18 protein-coding genes are annotated in these 16,275 nt (G+C 39.4%); 6 read left to right on the top strand and 12 right to left on the bottom strand.

Annotation, left to right across the window (positions count from 1 at the left end; translation table 11 throughout):
- Positions 1-6 precede the first annotated feature (6 nt).
- From tyrR to phhA, 3 genes are all read right to left on the bottom strand, one after another.
- Positions 7-1,551 carry a transcriptional regulator TyrR gene (gene tyrR / locus E2I05_RS05865; RefSeq protein ID WP_121853373.1) on the bottom strand — a complete coding sequence of 515 codons (1,545 nt, stop codon included), beginning with the start codon at positions 1,549-1,551 and terminating at the stop codon, positions 7-9.
- Positions 1,552-1,739: 188 nt separating this feature from the next.
- Positions 1,740-2,078: a 4a-hydroxytetrahydrobiopterin dehydratase gene (locus E2I05_RS05860; RefSeq protein WP_121853372.1), complete on the bottom strand. Its 339-nt coding sequence runs from the start codon at positions 2,076-2,078 to the stop codon at positions 1,740-1,742.
- A gap of 27 nt (positions 2,079-2,105) precedes the next feature.
- Positions 2,106-2,924, bottom strand: a complete 819-nt coding sequence (gene phhA / locus E2I05_RS05855) for a phenylalanine 4-monooxygenase (RefSeq protein WP_312018405.1) — start codon at positions 2,922-2,924, stop codon at positions 2,106-2,108.
- A gap of 257 nt (positions 2,925-3,181) precedes the next feature.
- On the opposite strand from phhA, the gene galE reads away from it, so the two are divergent.
- The 6 genes from galE to E2I05_RS05825 all read left to right on the top strand — a co-directional run bounded on the left by galE (position 3,182) and on the right by E2I05_RS05825 (position 7,978).
- Complete coding sequence (gene galE, locus E2I05_RS05850) at positions 3,182-4,195, top strand: UDP-glucose 4-epimerase GalE (protein WP_121853370.1); 1,014 nt, start codon at positions 3,182-3,184, stop codon at positions 4,193-4,195.
- Positions 4,196-4,207: 12 nt separating this feature from the next.
- Entirely contained in the window at positions 4,208-4,693 is a 486-nt protein-coding gene (gene napF / locus E2I05_RS05845; RefSeq protein ID WP_121853369.1) for a ferredoxin-type protein NapF, read from the top strand.
- A gap of 137 nt (positions 4,694-4,830) precedes the next feature.
- Complete coding sequence (cysQ, locus tag E2I05_RS05840; RefSeq protein ID WP_121853368.1) at positions 4,831-5,628, top strand: 3'(2'),5'-bisphosphate nucleotidase CysQ; 798 nt, start codon at positions 4,831-4,833, stop codon at positions 5,626-5,628.
- A gap of 22 nt (positions 5,629-5,650) precedes the next feature.
- On the top strand, positions 5,651-6,553 hold the full coding sequence (gene mak / locus E2I05_RS05835; RefSeq protein WP_121853367.1) for a fructokinase: 903 nt from the start codon (positions 5,651-5,653) through the stop codon (positions 6,551-6,553).
- Positions 6,554-6,591: 38 nt separating this feature from the next.
- The gene (locus E2I05_RS05830; protein ID WP_244935417.1) at positions 6,592-7,308 is read left to right on the top strand and encodes a YdcF family protein; all 717 of its coding nucleotides are present in this window, start codon (positions 6,592-6,594) and stop codon (positions 7,306-7,308) included.
- The gene (locus tag E2I05_RS05825) at positions 7,301-7,978 is read left to right on the top strand and encodes a DUF2982 domain-containing protein (protein WP_121853365.1); all 678 of its coding nucleotides are present in this window, start codon (positions 7,301-7,303) and stop codon (positions 7,976-7,978) included. Before E2I05_RS05830 ends, E2I05_RS05825 begins: the two co-directional genes overlap by 8 nt.
- On the opposite strand, the gene E2I05_RS05820 is transcribed toward E2I05_RS05825, so the two are convergent.
- The 9 genes from E2I05_RS05820 to E2I05_RS05785 form a co-directional block, all read right to left on the bottom strand.
- On the bottom strand, positions 7,972-8,379 hold the full coding sequence (locus E2I05_RS05820; RefSeq protein ID WP_121853364.1) for a bactofilin family protein: 408 nt from the start codon (positions 8,377-8,379) through the stop codon (positions 7,972-7,974). The two genes, E2I05_RS05825 and E2I05_RS05820, sit on opposite strands and share 7 nt — an antisense overlap.
- Positions 8,380-8,725: 346 nt before the next feature.
- Complete coding sequence (locus tag E2I05_RS05815) at positions 8,726-11,341, bottom strand: FimV/HubP family polar landmark protein (RefSeq protein WP_121853363.1); 2,616 nt, start codon at positions 11,339-11,341, stop codon at positions 8,726-8,728.
- A gap of 219 nt (positions 11,342-11,560) precedes the next feature.
- Positions 11,561-12,577 carry an aspartate-semialdehyde dehydrogenase gene (locus E2I05_RS05810; RefSeq protein ID WP_121853362.1) on the bottom strand — a complete coding sequence of 339 codons (1,017 nt, stop codon included), beginning with the start codon at positions 12,575-12,577 and terminating at the stop codon, positions 11,561-11,563.
- A 2-nt stretch (positions 12,578-12,579) separates the two neighbouring features.
- Positions 12,580-13,710, bottom strand: a complete 1,131-nt coding sequence (locus tag E2I05_RS05805; protein WP_121853361.1) for a 4-phosphoerythronate dehydrogenase — start codon at positions 13,708-13,710, stop codon at positions 12,580-12,582.
- A gap of 87 nt (positions 13,711-13,797) precedes the next feature.
- Positions 13,798-13,986 (bottom strand): ComEA family DNA-binding protein, encoded by a 189-nt coding sequence (locus E2I05_RS05800; protein ID WP_165905475.1) that lies wholly within the window; start codon positions 13,984-13,986, stop codon positions 13,798-13,800.
- A 298-nt stretch (positions 13,987-14,284) separates the two neighbouring features.
- Positions 14,285-14,452 (bottom strand): group II intron maturase-specific domain-containing protein, encoded by a 168-nt coding sequence (locus E2I05_RS22455; RefSeq protein WP_243641071.1) that lies wholly within the window; start codon positions 14,450-14,452, stop codon positions 14,285-14,287.
- A 122-nt stretch (positions 14,453-14,574) separates the two neighbouring features.
- Positions 14,575-15,168, bottom strand: coding sequence for a reverse transcriptase domain-containing protein (locus E2I05_RS05795; RefSeq protein WP_244935416.1), 594 nt, complete (start codon positions 15,166-15,168; stop codon positions 14,575-14,577).
- A gap of 47 nt (positions 15,169-15,215) precedes the next feature.
- On the bottom strand, positions 15,216-15,383 hold the full coding sequence (locus E2I05_RS21965) for a hypothetical protein (RefSeq protein ID WP_170179620.1): 168 nt from the start codon (positions 15,381-15,383) through the stop codon (positions 15,216-15,218).
- 554 nt (positions 15,384-15,937) lie between these two features.
- Complete coding sequence (locus E2I05_RS05785) at positions 15,938-16,252, bottom strand: ComEA family DNA-binding protein (RefSeq protein WP_121854169.1); 315 nt, start codon at positions 16,250-16,252, stop codon at positions 15,938-15,940.
- Positions 16,253-16,275: the final 23 nt, after the last annotated feature.

Here is a 16,275-nt window from a genome sequence, read left to right as displayed (position 1 = left end):
TTACAATTACTTCTTTTTCGTTATTTTATAATCTCTTAGCTTGTTGGCGATAGCAGTATGAGACACACCTAATTTTCTCGCAAGTTGACGAGTACTTGGATAAGCTGGATACAAACGTCTTAACAAACCGGCTTCGAATTGCTTCATTGCATCATCAAGACTACCTTCGAATTCGTTATCAAAATACCCAAAACCTTCTGCATAGGACGGAAGCTTAAGTTGCTCTGCCTCAAGTTCATTCCCACCACTATGCATTGATACAGCTCTAAAAATAGCATTCTTGAGTTGCCTGACATTCCCCGGCCATGCATAGCTCAGTAAGACATCTCTACACTGCAAAGATATTCTCCTTGTAGGGCTTGAAAGCTGTTGGCTATAATGTTCTAAAAACATCTCTGTCAATGGAATGATGTCCTGCTTTCTTTCTCTCAAAGATGGGATGTGGTAATTCAGTACATTGATTCGATAATAGAGATCTTCCCTGAACTCACCTGTTTGACAGAGTTCAGCTAAGTTCTTTTGTGTCGAACAGATGATTCGAATATCAGCTTTGATTTCTTGCCCGCCACCGATATGCCTGAAGGAACCATCTTGCAGTAATCGTAATAATTTCACTTGAGCGGCGGAAGACATTTCTGCAATTTCATCGAAGAAGATAGTACCGCCTTTCGCCTCGTCAACGTAGCCACGTTTTTTTAGCTCACCATCTTCATGTAAACCAAATAATTCTTCTTCAGCAATATGATCAGGAAGAGCCGCACAATTGATTGCAACAAAAGGCTGCTCACGGCGCATACTGGCTTCGTGGCTGGCTTTAGCCATAAGTTCTTTGCCAATTCCTGTTTCACCTGTAATTAATAGTGGTGAGTCCAATTGAGCCATACGCTGCGCGGTTTGAAGCACTTCCTTCATTTTATCGCTCGTCGCCAAAACAGTTTCAAAACTGGTCGTTTGGCTTTGTAAAGCATTAAACTGCTTTCCGACGCGAGCGGCTGACTTAAGTGAAACTACAGCGCCAACCATGACGGATTCCCCCTCCTCTTGCTCGTCAGGCAAATACAAAGGCAACATTTCTGCTATATATTCATTGGAACCAATTTGTACCCGAGTTGCTTGAGCAAGCACTTGAGGCTCGGTGATCCAACGGCTAAAGCTAAAGCCTTGTACCCACTGATTGAGTAGCTCTCCAATAACTTCTTCTTCTGGAAGTTCTAACGCCATTAAGGCTGATTCATTAACAATTCTGACTCTAGATTTAACATCAATTGAAAATACAAGATCTGGAAGGGTTTTTAACAGTGTTTTTAATGCGTAGTGTTTTTGCTCGGAGGGCATGAAAGACACAGTTCTAACATCATATACCCCTTCTACTTTTCTTAATTGAGGCATTAGCTCGCTGAGCGTGTCGAATTCAATTTCAGCAAACTGTAAATAAATAAAACCGAAGTTACTGGCATCGATAGCAAGCAAGTTAATGCCATATCGCTCCAATACTTCTAAAATATCTTTCGCTAAACCAACTCTATCGTGACAACTGATTTCCAAGCGCATAGTGCTTATATTCCATTATTTACAAACAACATGAGGACTGACAAACGCAAAATGTGGCTATACGGTAGTGGTTTATTGCTTATGTGGCAAGTCTTGTTTACAGATAAGATGTTGTTACTAACATAAAAAAACAGCATGCCATAAACTATAACATGCTGATTAGTTAATACATTTAAGGCAGAGTCAAATCAGTCTAATAATTGATCTGTTTTTGCTGCCATAATGAAATCGTTACGATGAAGGCCTTTAATTGAGTGTGACCACCAAGTTACAGTCACTTTACCCCATTCAGTCAAAATACCAGGATGATGGAACTCTTTTTCAGCAAGTTCTGCAACTTTATTGGTAAATGCTAAAGCCAATTTAAAGTTTTTAAATTTATATACTCGTTCAAGCTGCATAATACCGTCACGCACTTCTACTCCCCAATCTGGGATCATTCGTACCAACTCACCAAGCTCTTCGTCAGTCACTTTTGGCGCGTCAGCATGACATGCTTCACACTTCATTTTAGATAATTCAGTCATTATTCTTTTTCTCCTAAATTTGGTCGTTTAGCTAGCTTTAGCTTTTGGTTCAAACTTGGGTGCAAACAAACCAAGCTCTTGAGCTTTTTTAACTGCAGCCATTATATCCATCTTAACTACTTCATCTAAAAAGCTGATGTTTTCGATGACATAGTAAATGGGTTGCATAATATCAATTCTGTAAGGTGTTCTCATCACCGTTACTAAGTCAAACTCTTTTCTTTCAGGAATGTTATCCATGGCATAAAGCGTCTCACCCGGTGAGCTTAATATTCCGCCACCGTATATATTGAGTTCTTCACCTTTTCCTTGCATTAAACCGAACTCAACAGTAAACCAATATAAGCGTGCTAAGAATACTCTTTCTTGTTTTGTAGCTGCTAATCCAAGTTGCCCGTAGACATGAGAAAAATTAGCAAACGATGGGTTGGTTAATAATGGGCAATGTCCAAAGATTTCATGGAAAATATCCGGTTCTTGAAGATAATCGAAATCCTCTTTACTGCGGATAAAGGTGGCTACCGGAAATCGCTTACTTGCCAACAACTCAAAAAAACGTCCAAATGAAATTAATGCTGGTACAGGTTCCGTTTTCCAACCCGTAGTTTCCATCAAAACGCTGTCAATTTCACTAAGCTGTGGAATTCGATCTTTAGGTAAATTAAGTGCCTCAATACCATATATGTATTCTTTGCAAGCTCTTCCCGGCAAATTGACTTCTTGACGAGCATAAAGTTGGCGCCACACGTCGTGCTCTTCATCCGAATAATGGATGAAGCCTGATTCATCCGCTATCTTGGCAACGTATTTCGTTTCTTTACTCATCGTTCGATTCTTCTTTTCTATTAACTCTTCTCTACATACTGTGCTATGACTCACTTTTTGTTAACTGTCTTGCTGCTTTTGCTCAGTAGAGCTATAAGAAAATTCGTAAACAAAGGTTTACGTAACTATTAATATTTCAATACCTCTTTAGTTTTTTTAGTCTTCATAAACGCTTTTTTCTAATACTAAAGTGTCATTATTTCCCTAATTTGTATGGCATGGCTATTACGGACAAAGTACAATGTTTGTCGTTGTTAATTTAATTAAGGGATCAGGGAATGGCGGTTTTAGTTACTGGCGGTACAGGCTATATCGGAAGTCATACCGTTGTAGAGTTACTGAATAATAATATGGATGTCATTATCGTTGATAATTTATCTAATTCGAGCATAGTCGTATTAGATCGTATTCAACAAATTACCGGCAAAGAAGTTACCTTCTATCAAGGTGACATACTAAACAAAGCCCTACTTCAAAAAGTATTTACCGATAATATCATCGTATCTGTCATTCACTTTGCAGGTTTAAAAGCTGTCGGTGAATCCGTGGCTAAACCCCTTAAATACTACGAAACTAATGTCACAGGCACTTTAATATTATGTGAAGTGATGGCCCAATTTGGTATTAAAAACTTGGTTTTCAGCTCATCGGCGACTGTATATAAAGAATCAGAGATTTTACCGATTAAAGAAAGCTTCCCAACCCAAGCCGCGAGCCCATATGGTCGCTCAAAACTAATGGTTGAGGAAATGCTCGCTGATTTACATCACTCAGATCCAAGTTGGAATATTGCTCGACTGCGTTATTTCAACCCTGTTGGAGCACATAAAAGTGCATTGATAGGTGAAGATCCAAATGATATCCCCAATAATTTAATGCCATTTATTTCACAAGTTGCAATTGGAAAGAGAGAAAAGCTGTCTATTTTTGGTGACGATTATCCAACCCATGACGGAACAGGCGTACGTGATTACATACATGTTGTCGATTTAGCTATTGGTCATCTAAAATCTCTTGAAAAACTTGATACAAAACCTGGATTAGTTACCTATAACTTAGGTACAGGCATTGGTTACAGTGTGCTGGATGTCGTTAAAGCATTCGAAAAATCATGCGGAAATAAAATTGCCTATGATTTGGTTGCAAGACGCTCTGGTGATATTGCTTCATATTACGGTGATCCTGCTTTTGCTTTAAAAGAATTAAATTGGAAAGCGACACACAGCCTTGAAGACATGACTAATAGTAGTTGGAACTGGCAATCGAAAAATCCAAATGGTTATGGTGAATAAGGTTTAACGTTTATGGCAGGCCATTTTGACTCAAGTCGAAGAAACTTTTTTAGACGGAAAAAAGATAATGCACTTCGTCCACCGTGGACAAGTCTTGAAATAAATTTCATTGATACATGTACCCGCTGTAATGCCTGTATCGATACCTGCGAAACCAAGGTTATTACTCGAGGTGATGGTGGCTTTCCTGAGCTTAATTTTAGTCACGCTGAATGCACCTTTTGTGAAAAATGTGCTGATGCATGCCCCGAAGCTATTTTCGATAAACAGCAATCTTCACCATGGTCACTTATCGCTGACATTCAAAATTCATGCTTAGCGTATCATGGTATTTTTTGTCAAAGCTGTAAGGACGCTTGCGAAGCAGAAGCGATAAGCTTTGCTTTATTGTTGAAACAAGCACCAATACCAACCATTGACACTGACTCATGTACAGGTTGCGGTGCTTGCGTTGAGCCTTGTCCAAGTAATTCAATTCGCATTTTCAAACCTGAGTAACTAACTAAAATTCGTTCAAAATGCTCCTGACTTCTCTTTGAATACGTATGTAAATTAAAGTCGAAGCTCGAGTTAATTTTATTGATAAAACAAATAGTGGCATAATCAGCGGACTCAATAACTTTAGGCTTGTAACAGTGCATAATCACCCGTTGATATCAAAATCAGAGCTTTTACAACTGTGCAGTATTGCTAAAAATGCTGGTGAGGAAATTTTACGCATTTACAATAATGACGATGTAAATATCAGCGTAAAGTCTAATGATACGCCAGTAACAAATGCGGATATTGCTAGCCACAATGAAATTATAAAGGGACTTACGTCTGCTTTCCCCCAATTTCCAATCATGTCTGAAGAAGCGAGCGTTGCCGATTGGAAACAACGCCAACTTTGGCAAACTTATTGGTTAATTGATCCGCTTGATGGCACAAAAGAATTCATAGCTAAAAATGGCGAATTTACTGTCAACATTGCCTTAGTGCACAAAGGTCAACCTATTGCTGGTGTAGTATATGCTCCTGCACTAAAAAAGAATTTTTATGGCGCACTGAAAGTCGGCGCATGGGTAGAGTCTCAAGATGGCGTTCAGCCTCTTCCAATTAAGATACATGCTAATCATCCACTCACTATTGTTGGAAGCCGCTCTCACCCTAGCCCTCAGACTCAAGAATATTTAACTCGATTTGATGAATATCGGTTAACAAGCGTTGGCAGCTCTTTAAAGTTTTGCTTACTGGCTGAAGGAAGTGCAGATTTATATCCACGCTTAGGGCCTACTCATGAATGGGATACTGCCGCAGGACAAGCTGTGCTCGAAGCGGCTGGCGGCAAAGTCACTGAATTAAATTCAACCACACCGTTACGGTATAACCAGAAAAAAAGTACATTAAACCCACACTTTTTGGCTCTCGCAAAAAATACAGTGCAAAAATAAAATAATAATGGAGTAACAATCAATGGTACGTTTTGGTGTTGATTTAGGTGGTACAAAAATTGAATTAGTGGCTCTAGACCACAACGGAAAAGAAGTCTTTAGGAAGCGGGTGCCAACACCAAAAGTATACCAAGCTACTTTGACTACGATTGTTAATCTGGTTCAAGAAGCCGAATCTCATTTAAATGTTATTGGTAGTGTCGGAGTCGGTATCCCTGGCGTTATTTCCCCTTTTACTGGATTAGTTAAAAATGCCAACTCAACTTGGATCAACGGTCAGCCTTTAGACAAAGATTTAAGCCGTTTGCTCGAGCGTGAAGTGCGAGTTGCCAACGACGCTAACTGTTTTGCAGTTTCAGAAGCAACCGATGGTGCGGCCGCTGGTATGGGACTTGTATTTGGTGTGATTATTGGTACTGGTTGTGGCGGTGGTATTGCTAATAATGGCAAGGTTCATGGTGGCGGCAATGGAATAGGTGGCGAATGGGGACATAATCCATTACCTTGGATGAATAAAAGTGAATTTCAATCAACACAGTGCTTTTGTGGCAGTCATGATTGCATCGAAACTTACGTCTCCGGCACAGGTTTTGTGCGTGATTTTAATCAGTCAACAGGCCTAGAGTTAACTTCTGGTGTAGAAATCATGGACTTATTCCGTCAAGGTGCTGAGCCTGCGAAACAAGCTTTAGAAAGATATTGTGATAGGCTTGCCAGATCATTAGCGCATCTCATTAATATTCTTGATCCCGAAGCCATTGTATTAGGTGGTGGAATGTCAAATATTGATGAAATTTATCCTCAAGTTCAACAGTTGCTTAATAAATATGTGTTAGGCGGTGAGTGTAAAACGAAATTTTTGAAAAACCAATTTGGCTGCTCTTCAGGTGTTCGTGGTGCAGCCTGGTTATGGGCTAAAGATTAATGATGTTCTGGCTAAAAAAAATAATATCTCAGTTTTTTATGCCATTACCTTTGGTCGTACTAATATTGCTTTCCACTTGGCTATGGATACGCCATCGCCGTTTTGCTCGTGCCAGTATTGCGACTACAATATTAATGATTATGATACTGGCTTCTCCCATTTCCAACTGGTTATTCGTTAACCCACTAGAGTCTCAATACTCGGCGAACAATGCTCCAATGAAATCGAAGTGCACAGTTTTAATTTTGGGTTCCGGTCATAATGATATGACCGATTTATCCGCAACTCAGCAATTATCAAGTACTGCTTTAGCTCGACTAGTCGAAGGTGTCAGGCAATTTAAATTGAGCCAAAACTGCCGCTTCGTTGTGTCTGGCTGGAATGATGGTTCACACCTACGAAGTCATGCTGAAGTAATGGCAGAAGCCGCCGTAGAGCTAGGCATACCATCAGACAGAATAGATAAAATGCCTCTCGCAAAAGATACCGATGAAGAAGCTGTATATCTAAAACAGTTGCAGGGAGGTGCACCATTTAGATTAGTAACCTCTGCAACTCACATGCCCAGAGCCATCGCGATTTTCAAGCAACGTGGTTTGGTTCCAGAGCCGGCCCCTACAGACTTTATCAATTCACCCAGTAAGTGGTGGCGTTTAGAGGCTAAACAACTTAATGCATCACAACGGGCTATCCACGAATACTTGGGGTTGGCTTGGTTTCACATAAAATCAGTCTTAAAGGCTTCCAGTGATTAAAGAATTTCACATTTGTCCAAGAAAGAAATATGACGGCTCAACGTTTACGTTTTGCGGTTTTCTCGGACTAATAATCAGTTTTACTCTGTTTATCTCCAGTAGTTATTTTGCACCAGGCCTTGTTTTTTTCACCCTAGGAGCTGTTTCATTAATCTTAGGTGCAGCGCAACTCCTTGAGCCTTCAATTAGCTTTACGCTTTCAACTAATGGTTTCACTTACTTTCATCGTCGAGGTCTGGTAGACATTGATTGGAAAAATATTCAACGTATTGATGTACTCAGAGTAGCCAATGGTTTAGAAATGATTGAGCTGCCATATATTGGGGTAAAATTAAAACGCATCAATCCAATTTTAGATTCTATCTCACCAAGACTGGCTACCGGACTATTGACTGAGCAGAGATCGTTAATGATAACAGCGAGTGCGCAAACAGAAGATGAGCATGCTCTTGAAGCATATTTAAACCATGAATTTCTGCCTTTAACGGTAAATGATGAACGATACAGAGGGGTTCTTGCGATGTTTGGTCGTCGGAGCTTAATGTTAGAGCGGTTTCTTGGCTATCATTTATACATTCCTGCAGATAGCTTTGATAGAGACATCAATGATTTTCTCAAGCTACTACGGGAAACTAAAGAAAATCATGATAAAGGTAATGTAACTTATTGAGCTGCTTCGATAGGTGCTGCTTTTGTGTCAGGCTCAACAACAAATTTTGCTTTCTTTTTTTCGACCGTTTTAGCGGTTAATCGAGTACCTATGAATTGACCACCTTCTGATATTTCGATACTTGCACTGCTAACTTCGCCTTCAAAAATACCTGAATTGGTTATGGTCAGCTTGTCACAATGTAATTTGCCATTGAAATGGCCAGAGATAAAAACTTCAACACAATCAACTTCACCGTCAACTCGCCCATCTTCTTCTATGATGATTTTGCATTTTGAAGTAATGGTTCCGATTAAACGACCACCTATCAACGCATCACCAGCAAAAACAGTTTCTCCAGTCACTTTTGTGCCTGGGGCTATATATGTTAACTCAGCAGATGTGTGTTTTTTTCCAAACATTCTAAAGGCTCTTTTGTTGATAGATTGCTCGAATAATATCTTGATATTAACAATTCTTCAAATACCAGTTTATTACCCTTAAATCCTATAGGTTTAATCAAGCTCAAGAACAAGTCAGGGTTACTAACTATCTGCTTCTCGAACAATTTAATTTGCGCTTTCTACTTACTCCGAAAGATTTCTAACTTAAACGACCGAAATTCGAAGTTCTTAACGTTTTATCCTAATTATTTGCTCTTGTCAGATCTAACGTTCACTTGTTAAGTAACGGTTCAATTTATCAACAAAAACGGCAGCACTCAATTGTGTCACCGTTCAACTCATTAAAGCTTTTAACAGTTATGATTTATTCGATGCTATCCAATAAATTCATCGCTTCTTTTTTTTGTCTTTCATTACCTTCTATTTGTATTTCTCCAAGTAAGGCTTTTGCACTGGAATTATCGTCAATTTCGATATAAGCGCGAGCTAAATCAAGCTTTGCATTTACCGTGTTCTCTGCGTCGTCAACATCAATCATTGAGGCATTTTCGAGTAGGTTTTCATTTTCGTCACCAACACCTAAATCAACATTAATCTCTTTATATTGATCAATCTCATCGGAAGATTCGGTCGCTTCATTTAACAATTTATCAATATCGATAAAACCATTCTCTTTTTGAAATTGACTAAGGTCACTGTCAGTTACTGAAGACGATTCCTCTTTTTCAGGTGTTTCATCCTCTAAAACCGCTAATGCTTCATTAACAGTCATATTATCACCTTCAAATGAAAAGTCATTTTCAAGCATGGTTTCTGTTTCTTCTATCTCACTATCAATCTTTGCAAAAGAAGCCAGTAATTCATCATCAGTAATCGGATCTTGGATAGTTGACTCAAATTCACTTAAATCATCTACATTATCTTCTAAGCTCGTTTCATCTTCTGAACTAAAAGGCTCTGCTTCTATAATATCTGGTTCAACTTTATTTTTAGAAATAGTCTCCGCTGCAATTTCAGGTTCTTTTTCAGCTGAAACAGTAGCTGCCTCGGTTTGGTTTTCAGTTTGTTCTTCAGCCTCTGGAGAAACGCCAAATTCAGCCATTAGCGCATCTAGCTCATCAAGTTCTTCACCAAATTCGTTTGTTAGCTCTTTGGCTGCGGCCTGAGCTATTTGTCCTTGTTGCTCTACTTCTTCTTTTGATTCATCTGGCTCAATGGGATCAAGCATGACGTCCAAATCATCTGATGAAGATTCTTCTTCCAAAAGATCACTATTTAGATTGGCTGTAACAGGTTCAGAAGCAGCATTACTCACTTCTTCCATCATTTCTTCGTTATTTTCAACGGGCAAATCAAATTCGATACTGTTATCCACATTTTCTAATGAAGCTTCAACTTCTGTTTCTGTTACTTCAGTTGTGCTTTCATCGACTTCTGGCTCAATATCAAAATCAATAGAATCGTTCAAGTCTATATCAATGTTATTGTCTGTATTAACGACGTCGCTATCGTCATTATCAAGTGTGTCTATCGAAAATGATTTCAATAATTCATCATCATCTAAATTTTCTAATTCTTCTTTTTCGGGAGCTGCTGCACCTTCACTCTCTGCATCATCCAACATTGTTTCAAGATCTATGTCGTCTGTTGAGCTTGTATCATTTACAGGTTCAGTCTCTTCTGCAACATCATCAATATCTTGATTTTCAGGCATTGCATCGATATTTTCTGAATCACTTAACTCTTTTTCTACTTGAGACTCATTGGGTTCAACGTCTTCTCCCATGTCATCAAGTTTATTAAGCAACTCTTCAACATCTGAACTAATTTCTTTACCTTCAATTTGTTCATCCAGCGCTTCTGACCACAGGTCATCTAGATTCGCATCTGAATCATGCTTCTCAGCGACTTCTTCAACAATGCTATCGTCTAATTCAACTACGGGTTCCGAGTTTTCAGATTCTTCATCCAAATAAACGGCGAGTTCTTCTAAGTTATCTTCAACAGCTTCTAATTCAGTTTCAGCTTCTAGATCGACATCTTGTGGCAAAATATCATTATCAGCGGAAGCTGTGTCTTTTGACTCTGTTGTCAACGCACTTTCTTGGGAGTTACTCTGTCTACGGCGGATGAATAAGACAATCAAACCAATCAGAAGTAAAGCTGGTAATACCGCAGCAGAGACAAGAAGTAACGGATTATCAAGTAACGAGCGCCATATATTTGTTGGCTTTTCTATTTGCTTTAACGTTGCGGCATCTTCTAATGCTTTATTTTCTGCTTTTAAAGCGGCATTTTGTTGGCGTGTTTCGAGTAATGAATCATCCAAAGCGGCGATACGATCATTCAATTCGTTCAACTTTGCTTTTAGTGTTAACAAATCATCTTGAGCCGTTCTTAATTCATCTTGAGTACGCCCAAGATCATCGGTTAATGTCATCGTTTGACTTTTTTCTAATTCCAACAGGCCTAATAATTCATCAATTTTTTTCTGATTATTAGGTTCTTGCTCAACTTTTTTTATTTCAGTATTTATTTGTTCCTGTTGCTTGCTTTCTTTGCGTACTAGTTCGTTTTTCACACTGCGTTTTTGCCAGTTGCGATCATTATTTTGCGCACGATATTTTGCAAGGTCTTTAGGTATTGCCAACATAGAGTCTGTAGGAGGAATGAGGAGAATCATTCCAACTTCGAGGCTATTGTAATTTGGGGTCGTAAATGCGTGAGGGTTAGCATCGTATATCGCTGCCATAACTTGGTAAACGCTGACTCTTCTCTCTGGACGAACTCGCTGTGCAATACCCCAAAATGTATCCGACTTTGTTGTTGGACCATATTGACGATTAGCTGAATGCGTTTCTCCCTCAGGGCCTGTGATTTTTAACGTCTCAGAATTAACTGGAAAAGACTGAAAACCACCGAAGGAAGCTATAAATGCTAGAACTAAAGTACCAATAATATTTGACGTGCGAAAATTCATTAACCATTCCCTTTCTAGCGCTGCATCACAATAAATGCAAGCTGACTCTACTAGGCGTTTGTATTTGTTTAGTTTACTATAAACTAGAAAGCATAATGCTGCTATATATAGCAAAACTTATTCAAGTGTAAAAAACTGTTATTTTCGGCTCAAAAAAAAGCCTGTCCAATGACAAGCTTTATATCGCATATATATTTGCAATAGAGCGTAAATTGTAAACTAATAATAATCTCTGATAAGTATTTCAGCAATTTGAATACTGTTTAAGGCTGCGCCTTTGCGAATATTATCTGACACTACCCACATATTAATGCCGTTAGGGTGAGATAAATCATTACGAATACGCCCAACGTAAACAGGATCCGTTCCTGCTGCATCAGTGACTGCTGTAGGGTAATCTTCGTCATTGTCAAAAAGTTCAATTCCCTCTGCATTATGCAAGACGGCTTTAATATCTTCAGGTTCAACCGGTTGACGAGTCTCTAGATGAATAGCTTCCGAATGTCCGTGAAAAACAGGCACACGAACAGCCGTTGGATTTACCGTAACACTAGTGTCACCCAATATTTTTTGAGTTTCCCACACCATTTTCATTTCTTCTTTAGTAAAGCCATTTTCTGTAAATACGTCGATATGAGGAAGCACATTAAACGCAATTTGCTTTGAGTAGACTTCAGACTCAGACGGAAGTCCTTGCAAGAGTTTCGCACATTGTTGCGCGAGCTCTTCTATCGCTTTTTTTCCTGATCCTGATACGGATTGGTAAGTAGCCACATTTATACGATCAATCCCAAAAGCATCATAAATTGGTTTTAACGCAACCAACATTTGAATTGTTGAACAATTTGGATTGGCAATAATATTACGATTACGGAAATCAGCGATGGCTTCTGGATTAACCTCTGGAATGACTAATGGCACATCTATGTCGTAGCGAAAATGTGAAGTATTATCGATAACAACACACCCTGCTTCAGCGGCAATAGGTGCCCACTTTGCTGAAATGTCTCCACCAGCTGAAAAGAACGCAATTTGAGCTTGAGACCAATCAAACGTTTCAACATCTATGATCGTTACAGTGTCATTATTAAACTCTAATGTTTCACCGGCACTTTTATGGCTAGCTAGTGGGTATAAATTTGCGACTGGAAATTCTCTTTCTTCAAGAATTTCTATGATTGTTTGACCCACATTCCCCGACGCACCAAGTACGACAACGTTATATTGTTGTGACATAGCTAACCTTTTGCTCCTGTAAAACCTAATTCATTAATCCAACTTACATTAGATTGTATACAACTTTCAATTATGAGTGCACTGAATTCTCGACGATGTCGATGACTTTTTCTCATTTGATCAAAACCACCATTAACAAAATCTATTGAGCGAAACTTTTGATCATCATCTCGAACATCATATACCAGCCTAATTATGCGTAATAATTCACTTTCAGAAATTGATGTATTAACGGTTAAATTTGAAACCATAAACTCTGGTAATAATGAAGTTATTGACTTGCTCGATGGTCTATTAAGTAGCTCGCACACTTTTTGATATAGCATGAGGGTACCTCTAGCCTTGCCTTCCATGCTATAACCTGCAATATGAGGCGTGGCGAGTTCAGCTAATGGGATAAGCTCTGACATTGGAAATGGCTCGCCTTCCCATACATCTAATACCAATTTTAAATCAGGACGTGTCTGTTTAACTTTTATCAAGGCATTGTTATCGATAACTTCTCCACGACAACAATTTAATAGCCAAGCATTTTTTTTCAATGCATTTAAACGTAGTTCATCAAATAAGTAGCAAGTTTTAAACTCACCATTTTGAGTTAATGGCACGTGTAAACTGATCACATCACACCTTGCTAGTATGTCATCCAGACTGCAAAAACTTCGAGAGTCCCCTTCTGCTTCTTTTATCGGATCACACAACAAAACTTTAACCCCATAAGCCGTTAAGCAACGAGCAACGGCGGCCCCTGTATTACCCGCACCCACAATGCCTACCGTTTTCTCTTTTAATGGAGAAGAAAACCGCTTGGCCAATTCTAACATTGCAATAAACGCGAACTCACCAACGGCTATCGCATTACAGCCTGGCGCACTCGAAAAGGCGATATTTTTTGATAAGAGATAATCAATATCCACATGATCGGTTCCAATCGTCGCAGTGCCTACAAACTTTAGCTTGTTGCTATTGGCTAATAATTGTTGATTAACTTTGGTCACAGATCTTACCAATAAGATATCTGCATCTGCAGTTTGTGACGCTGTGATAGAGCGGCCATCAACTAACTCAACTTCGCCGAATTCTCTAAACAAGTCTTCGGCATATGGCATGTTTTCATCGGCTAATATTTTCATCTGAATGTGTTTTGAGAGCAATTAGGAAGATTTTAACATGAAATGTAAGGTGAGTATGATTGCTTCATCTCTATAAATTGAAAATGATTACAGTGAAAAATACTGTAAATTAAGTTCCAACAGCTTTCCATCTATTCCTTCTACCGATGAAAGTTGCCTCAAGGCAGTTAATTGACCAATAATACTTCGCTGCATTACAATGTTATTCTCTTTTCCTGCATCAATCACAACCAAACTTTGCAACTGAATAACATTTGCAGCATTGTTATTAATCACTTGAGCACATCGAGTAGGGTGAGGCGTTAGGGACGCTGCGGAAGAAAGTGTACCGATGAATCCTCGTCACTCCAGCGCAGGCTGGAGTCTAGTGCCTTTAAGCTTTTCTATAAAAGTCACTGGATATCAGCCTTTGCTGGTATGACAAAAAAATTTTAAAATATTGATTGGTACTTTCTAAATCGCTAGTTCCCTTAGTGCCCCATCCCTCTCACAGAACCGTACGTACGGGTCTCGTATACGGCTCCTGCTTAATTTTATTCAATTACTTTGTACTGAGCACATAGCCCGTTCGCACTTATTCAAGATTGTATAGCCTTAACCATGCGGCTAGCTTCTTGAACTCTATGCTCGCATTCGCTATTCGAAAATATTGGCTAAAACCTCTTAGTTTCGGGTTTAACTCTTTTATCACCCGTTGTAATGGCTTACCACCGTTGCGTTTAGTGAGAGCTTTAAGCTGCACTTTGAAGCTTTTCAGTTTCTTGGCTTGGATTGTCGTATAGTTACTGCCAATCTCTACTCCGAGAAACTTTACCCCATCATCACTATGCGTGATAGGAGTTTTACTTCGATTTACTGTCAGCTTTAAGTCTTTTCGAGTAGCTTTGTCGCTTGCTTCAGTGCATTATCTGCACCTTTGCGACTGCGACATAATATCAGGATATCATCTGCGTATCTGACCAATCGATGATTTCTACGTTTCATCTCTTGGTCAAAGGCATCAAGGTAGATATTCGCTATCAGTGGACTGATAACGCCACCTTGTGGACCTCCTGTTACTGTTGCTTGCCAGTTGCCTCCTACGATAACACCGCTTTCAAGGAACTGTTTTATCAACCTTAAGATACTGCCATCTTTTACCCTTCTGCTTATGCTCGTTAAGATTAGCTCTTGGTCGAGTAAGTCAAAACATTTGGATAAATCCATATCCACCACATGTTTTAAGTCATATTGACGGATAAACATCGTGGCTTTGTTTATGGCATCATGGCCGCTTCTGTGTGGTCGATATCCATAGCTTGATGGATGGAACTGCTCTTCAAATATCGGACTTAGTATATCGTTTAGGCATTGTTGTACGATTCGGTCTCGAACTGTTGGTATCCCAAGCTTTCTCACTCCACCATCATCTTTCGAGATTTCTACCCGTTTGACGGCTGAAGGTCGGAAATGCCTCACTCATCTTTTTGTGATTTTCTGTATCTGTGAAAAAAAAATCCTGTCCATCACAAACTTAAATTAAGCTTCACCCCTTCGCCAACATCAAGGCTTTTGGCTTTTGGCTGTTGATGCCGCCAATAAACTACGTCATTGGTCAATCCAGTTTTGCCCTCCACACCATTACTGGCTTTCATCGGCTGGATTTTACTCACTACTACGGGCTCATCGGCCACCTCGCACCAACTTCTACCTTGAGTTTCCTCTTGTATAAAAGCTTCTGGACTATCCCAGATAAGGTGTCAGGCTTCCCCAGTTACTGCACTCGCTCCCTGTTAGAAATCCCACCCTCAAGCACATGATAAAGCTGACTGAGTATATGACGTTGCGCTATTTCGCACGCTTACCTCCCTATCATGCCGAATCAGGTTCGCTTTCGCTGTGTACCTCTAACTTCCTATGGCTTCCTTCAGACCTTGCCGTTAGCCCGCAACGCCCTTGCCATTCGGATTATCTTCCCCTCAGTCTGGGTGATACAGGCTTCTTTCTGCCTCTCGGGTTTGCCAGCTTCGCTGGGGAAACAAAAAAGGCGGAATATATTTCCGCCTTGTACACGATACATAAGTACCTGACCATAAGTTTCTTAAGATTTTCTAGTGCCCAGTTTCAGCACTCTACGGTGTTGCAACTTCGGTTACATAGCTACGGCTATGCGCCCTACATTGCGTCTTGTATAGCACTAAACCTGAACACAATAATTATCAAAGAACTTATCGACAGGTACTTATATTTAAAAAGCTATCGTAGATTTATTTTTAGCGACAAACTTACTGCCTATGCCTTTGACTTTAAGCAAATCATCGAAAGACTTAAATTTACCATTTTTCTCTCGGTGTTCAATAATAGCTAAAGCTTTAGAAGCTCCAATACCTTTCAGTAATTGAAGTTGGTTAACATCAGCGGTATTAATGTTAATAACGGCTAATTTTTCTGCCTTTTTAGACACTGCAGCTTTTGCTTCATGTTTCGCTTCTTTATCTCCTGCATAAGCAGGTGCAGATAAAACAGCTAGCGCAATCAATGAAGCCTGAATAAATCCTTTCATCGGCTATCTCCTTGTTAAAAAAC

The organism is Parashewanella spongiae, from assembly GCF_004358345.1.
GTDB classification, from domain to species: Bacteria; Pseudomonadota; Gammaproteobacteria; order Enterobacterales; family Shewanellaceae; genus Parashewanella; species Parashewanella spongiae.
The sequence above is the reverse complement of the archived record's forward strand: the minus strand, read 5'-3'. Positions and strand labels throughout refer to the sequence as shown.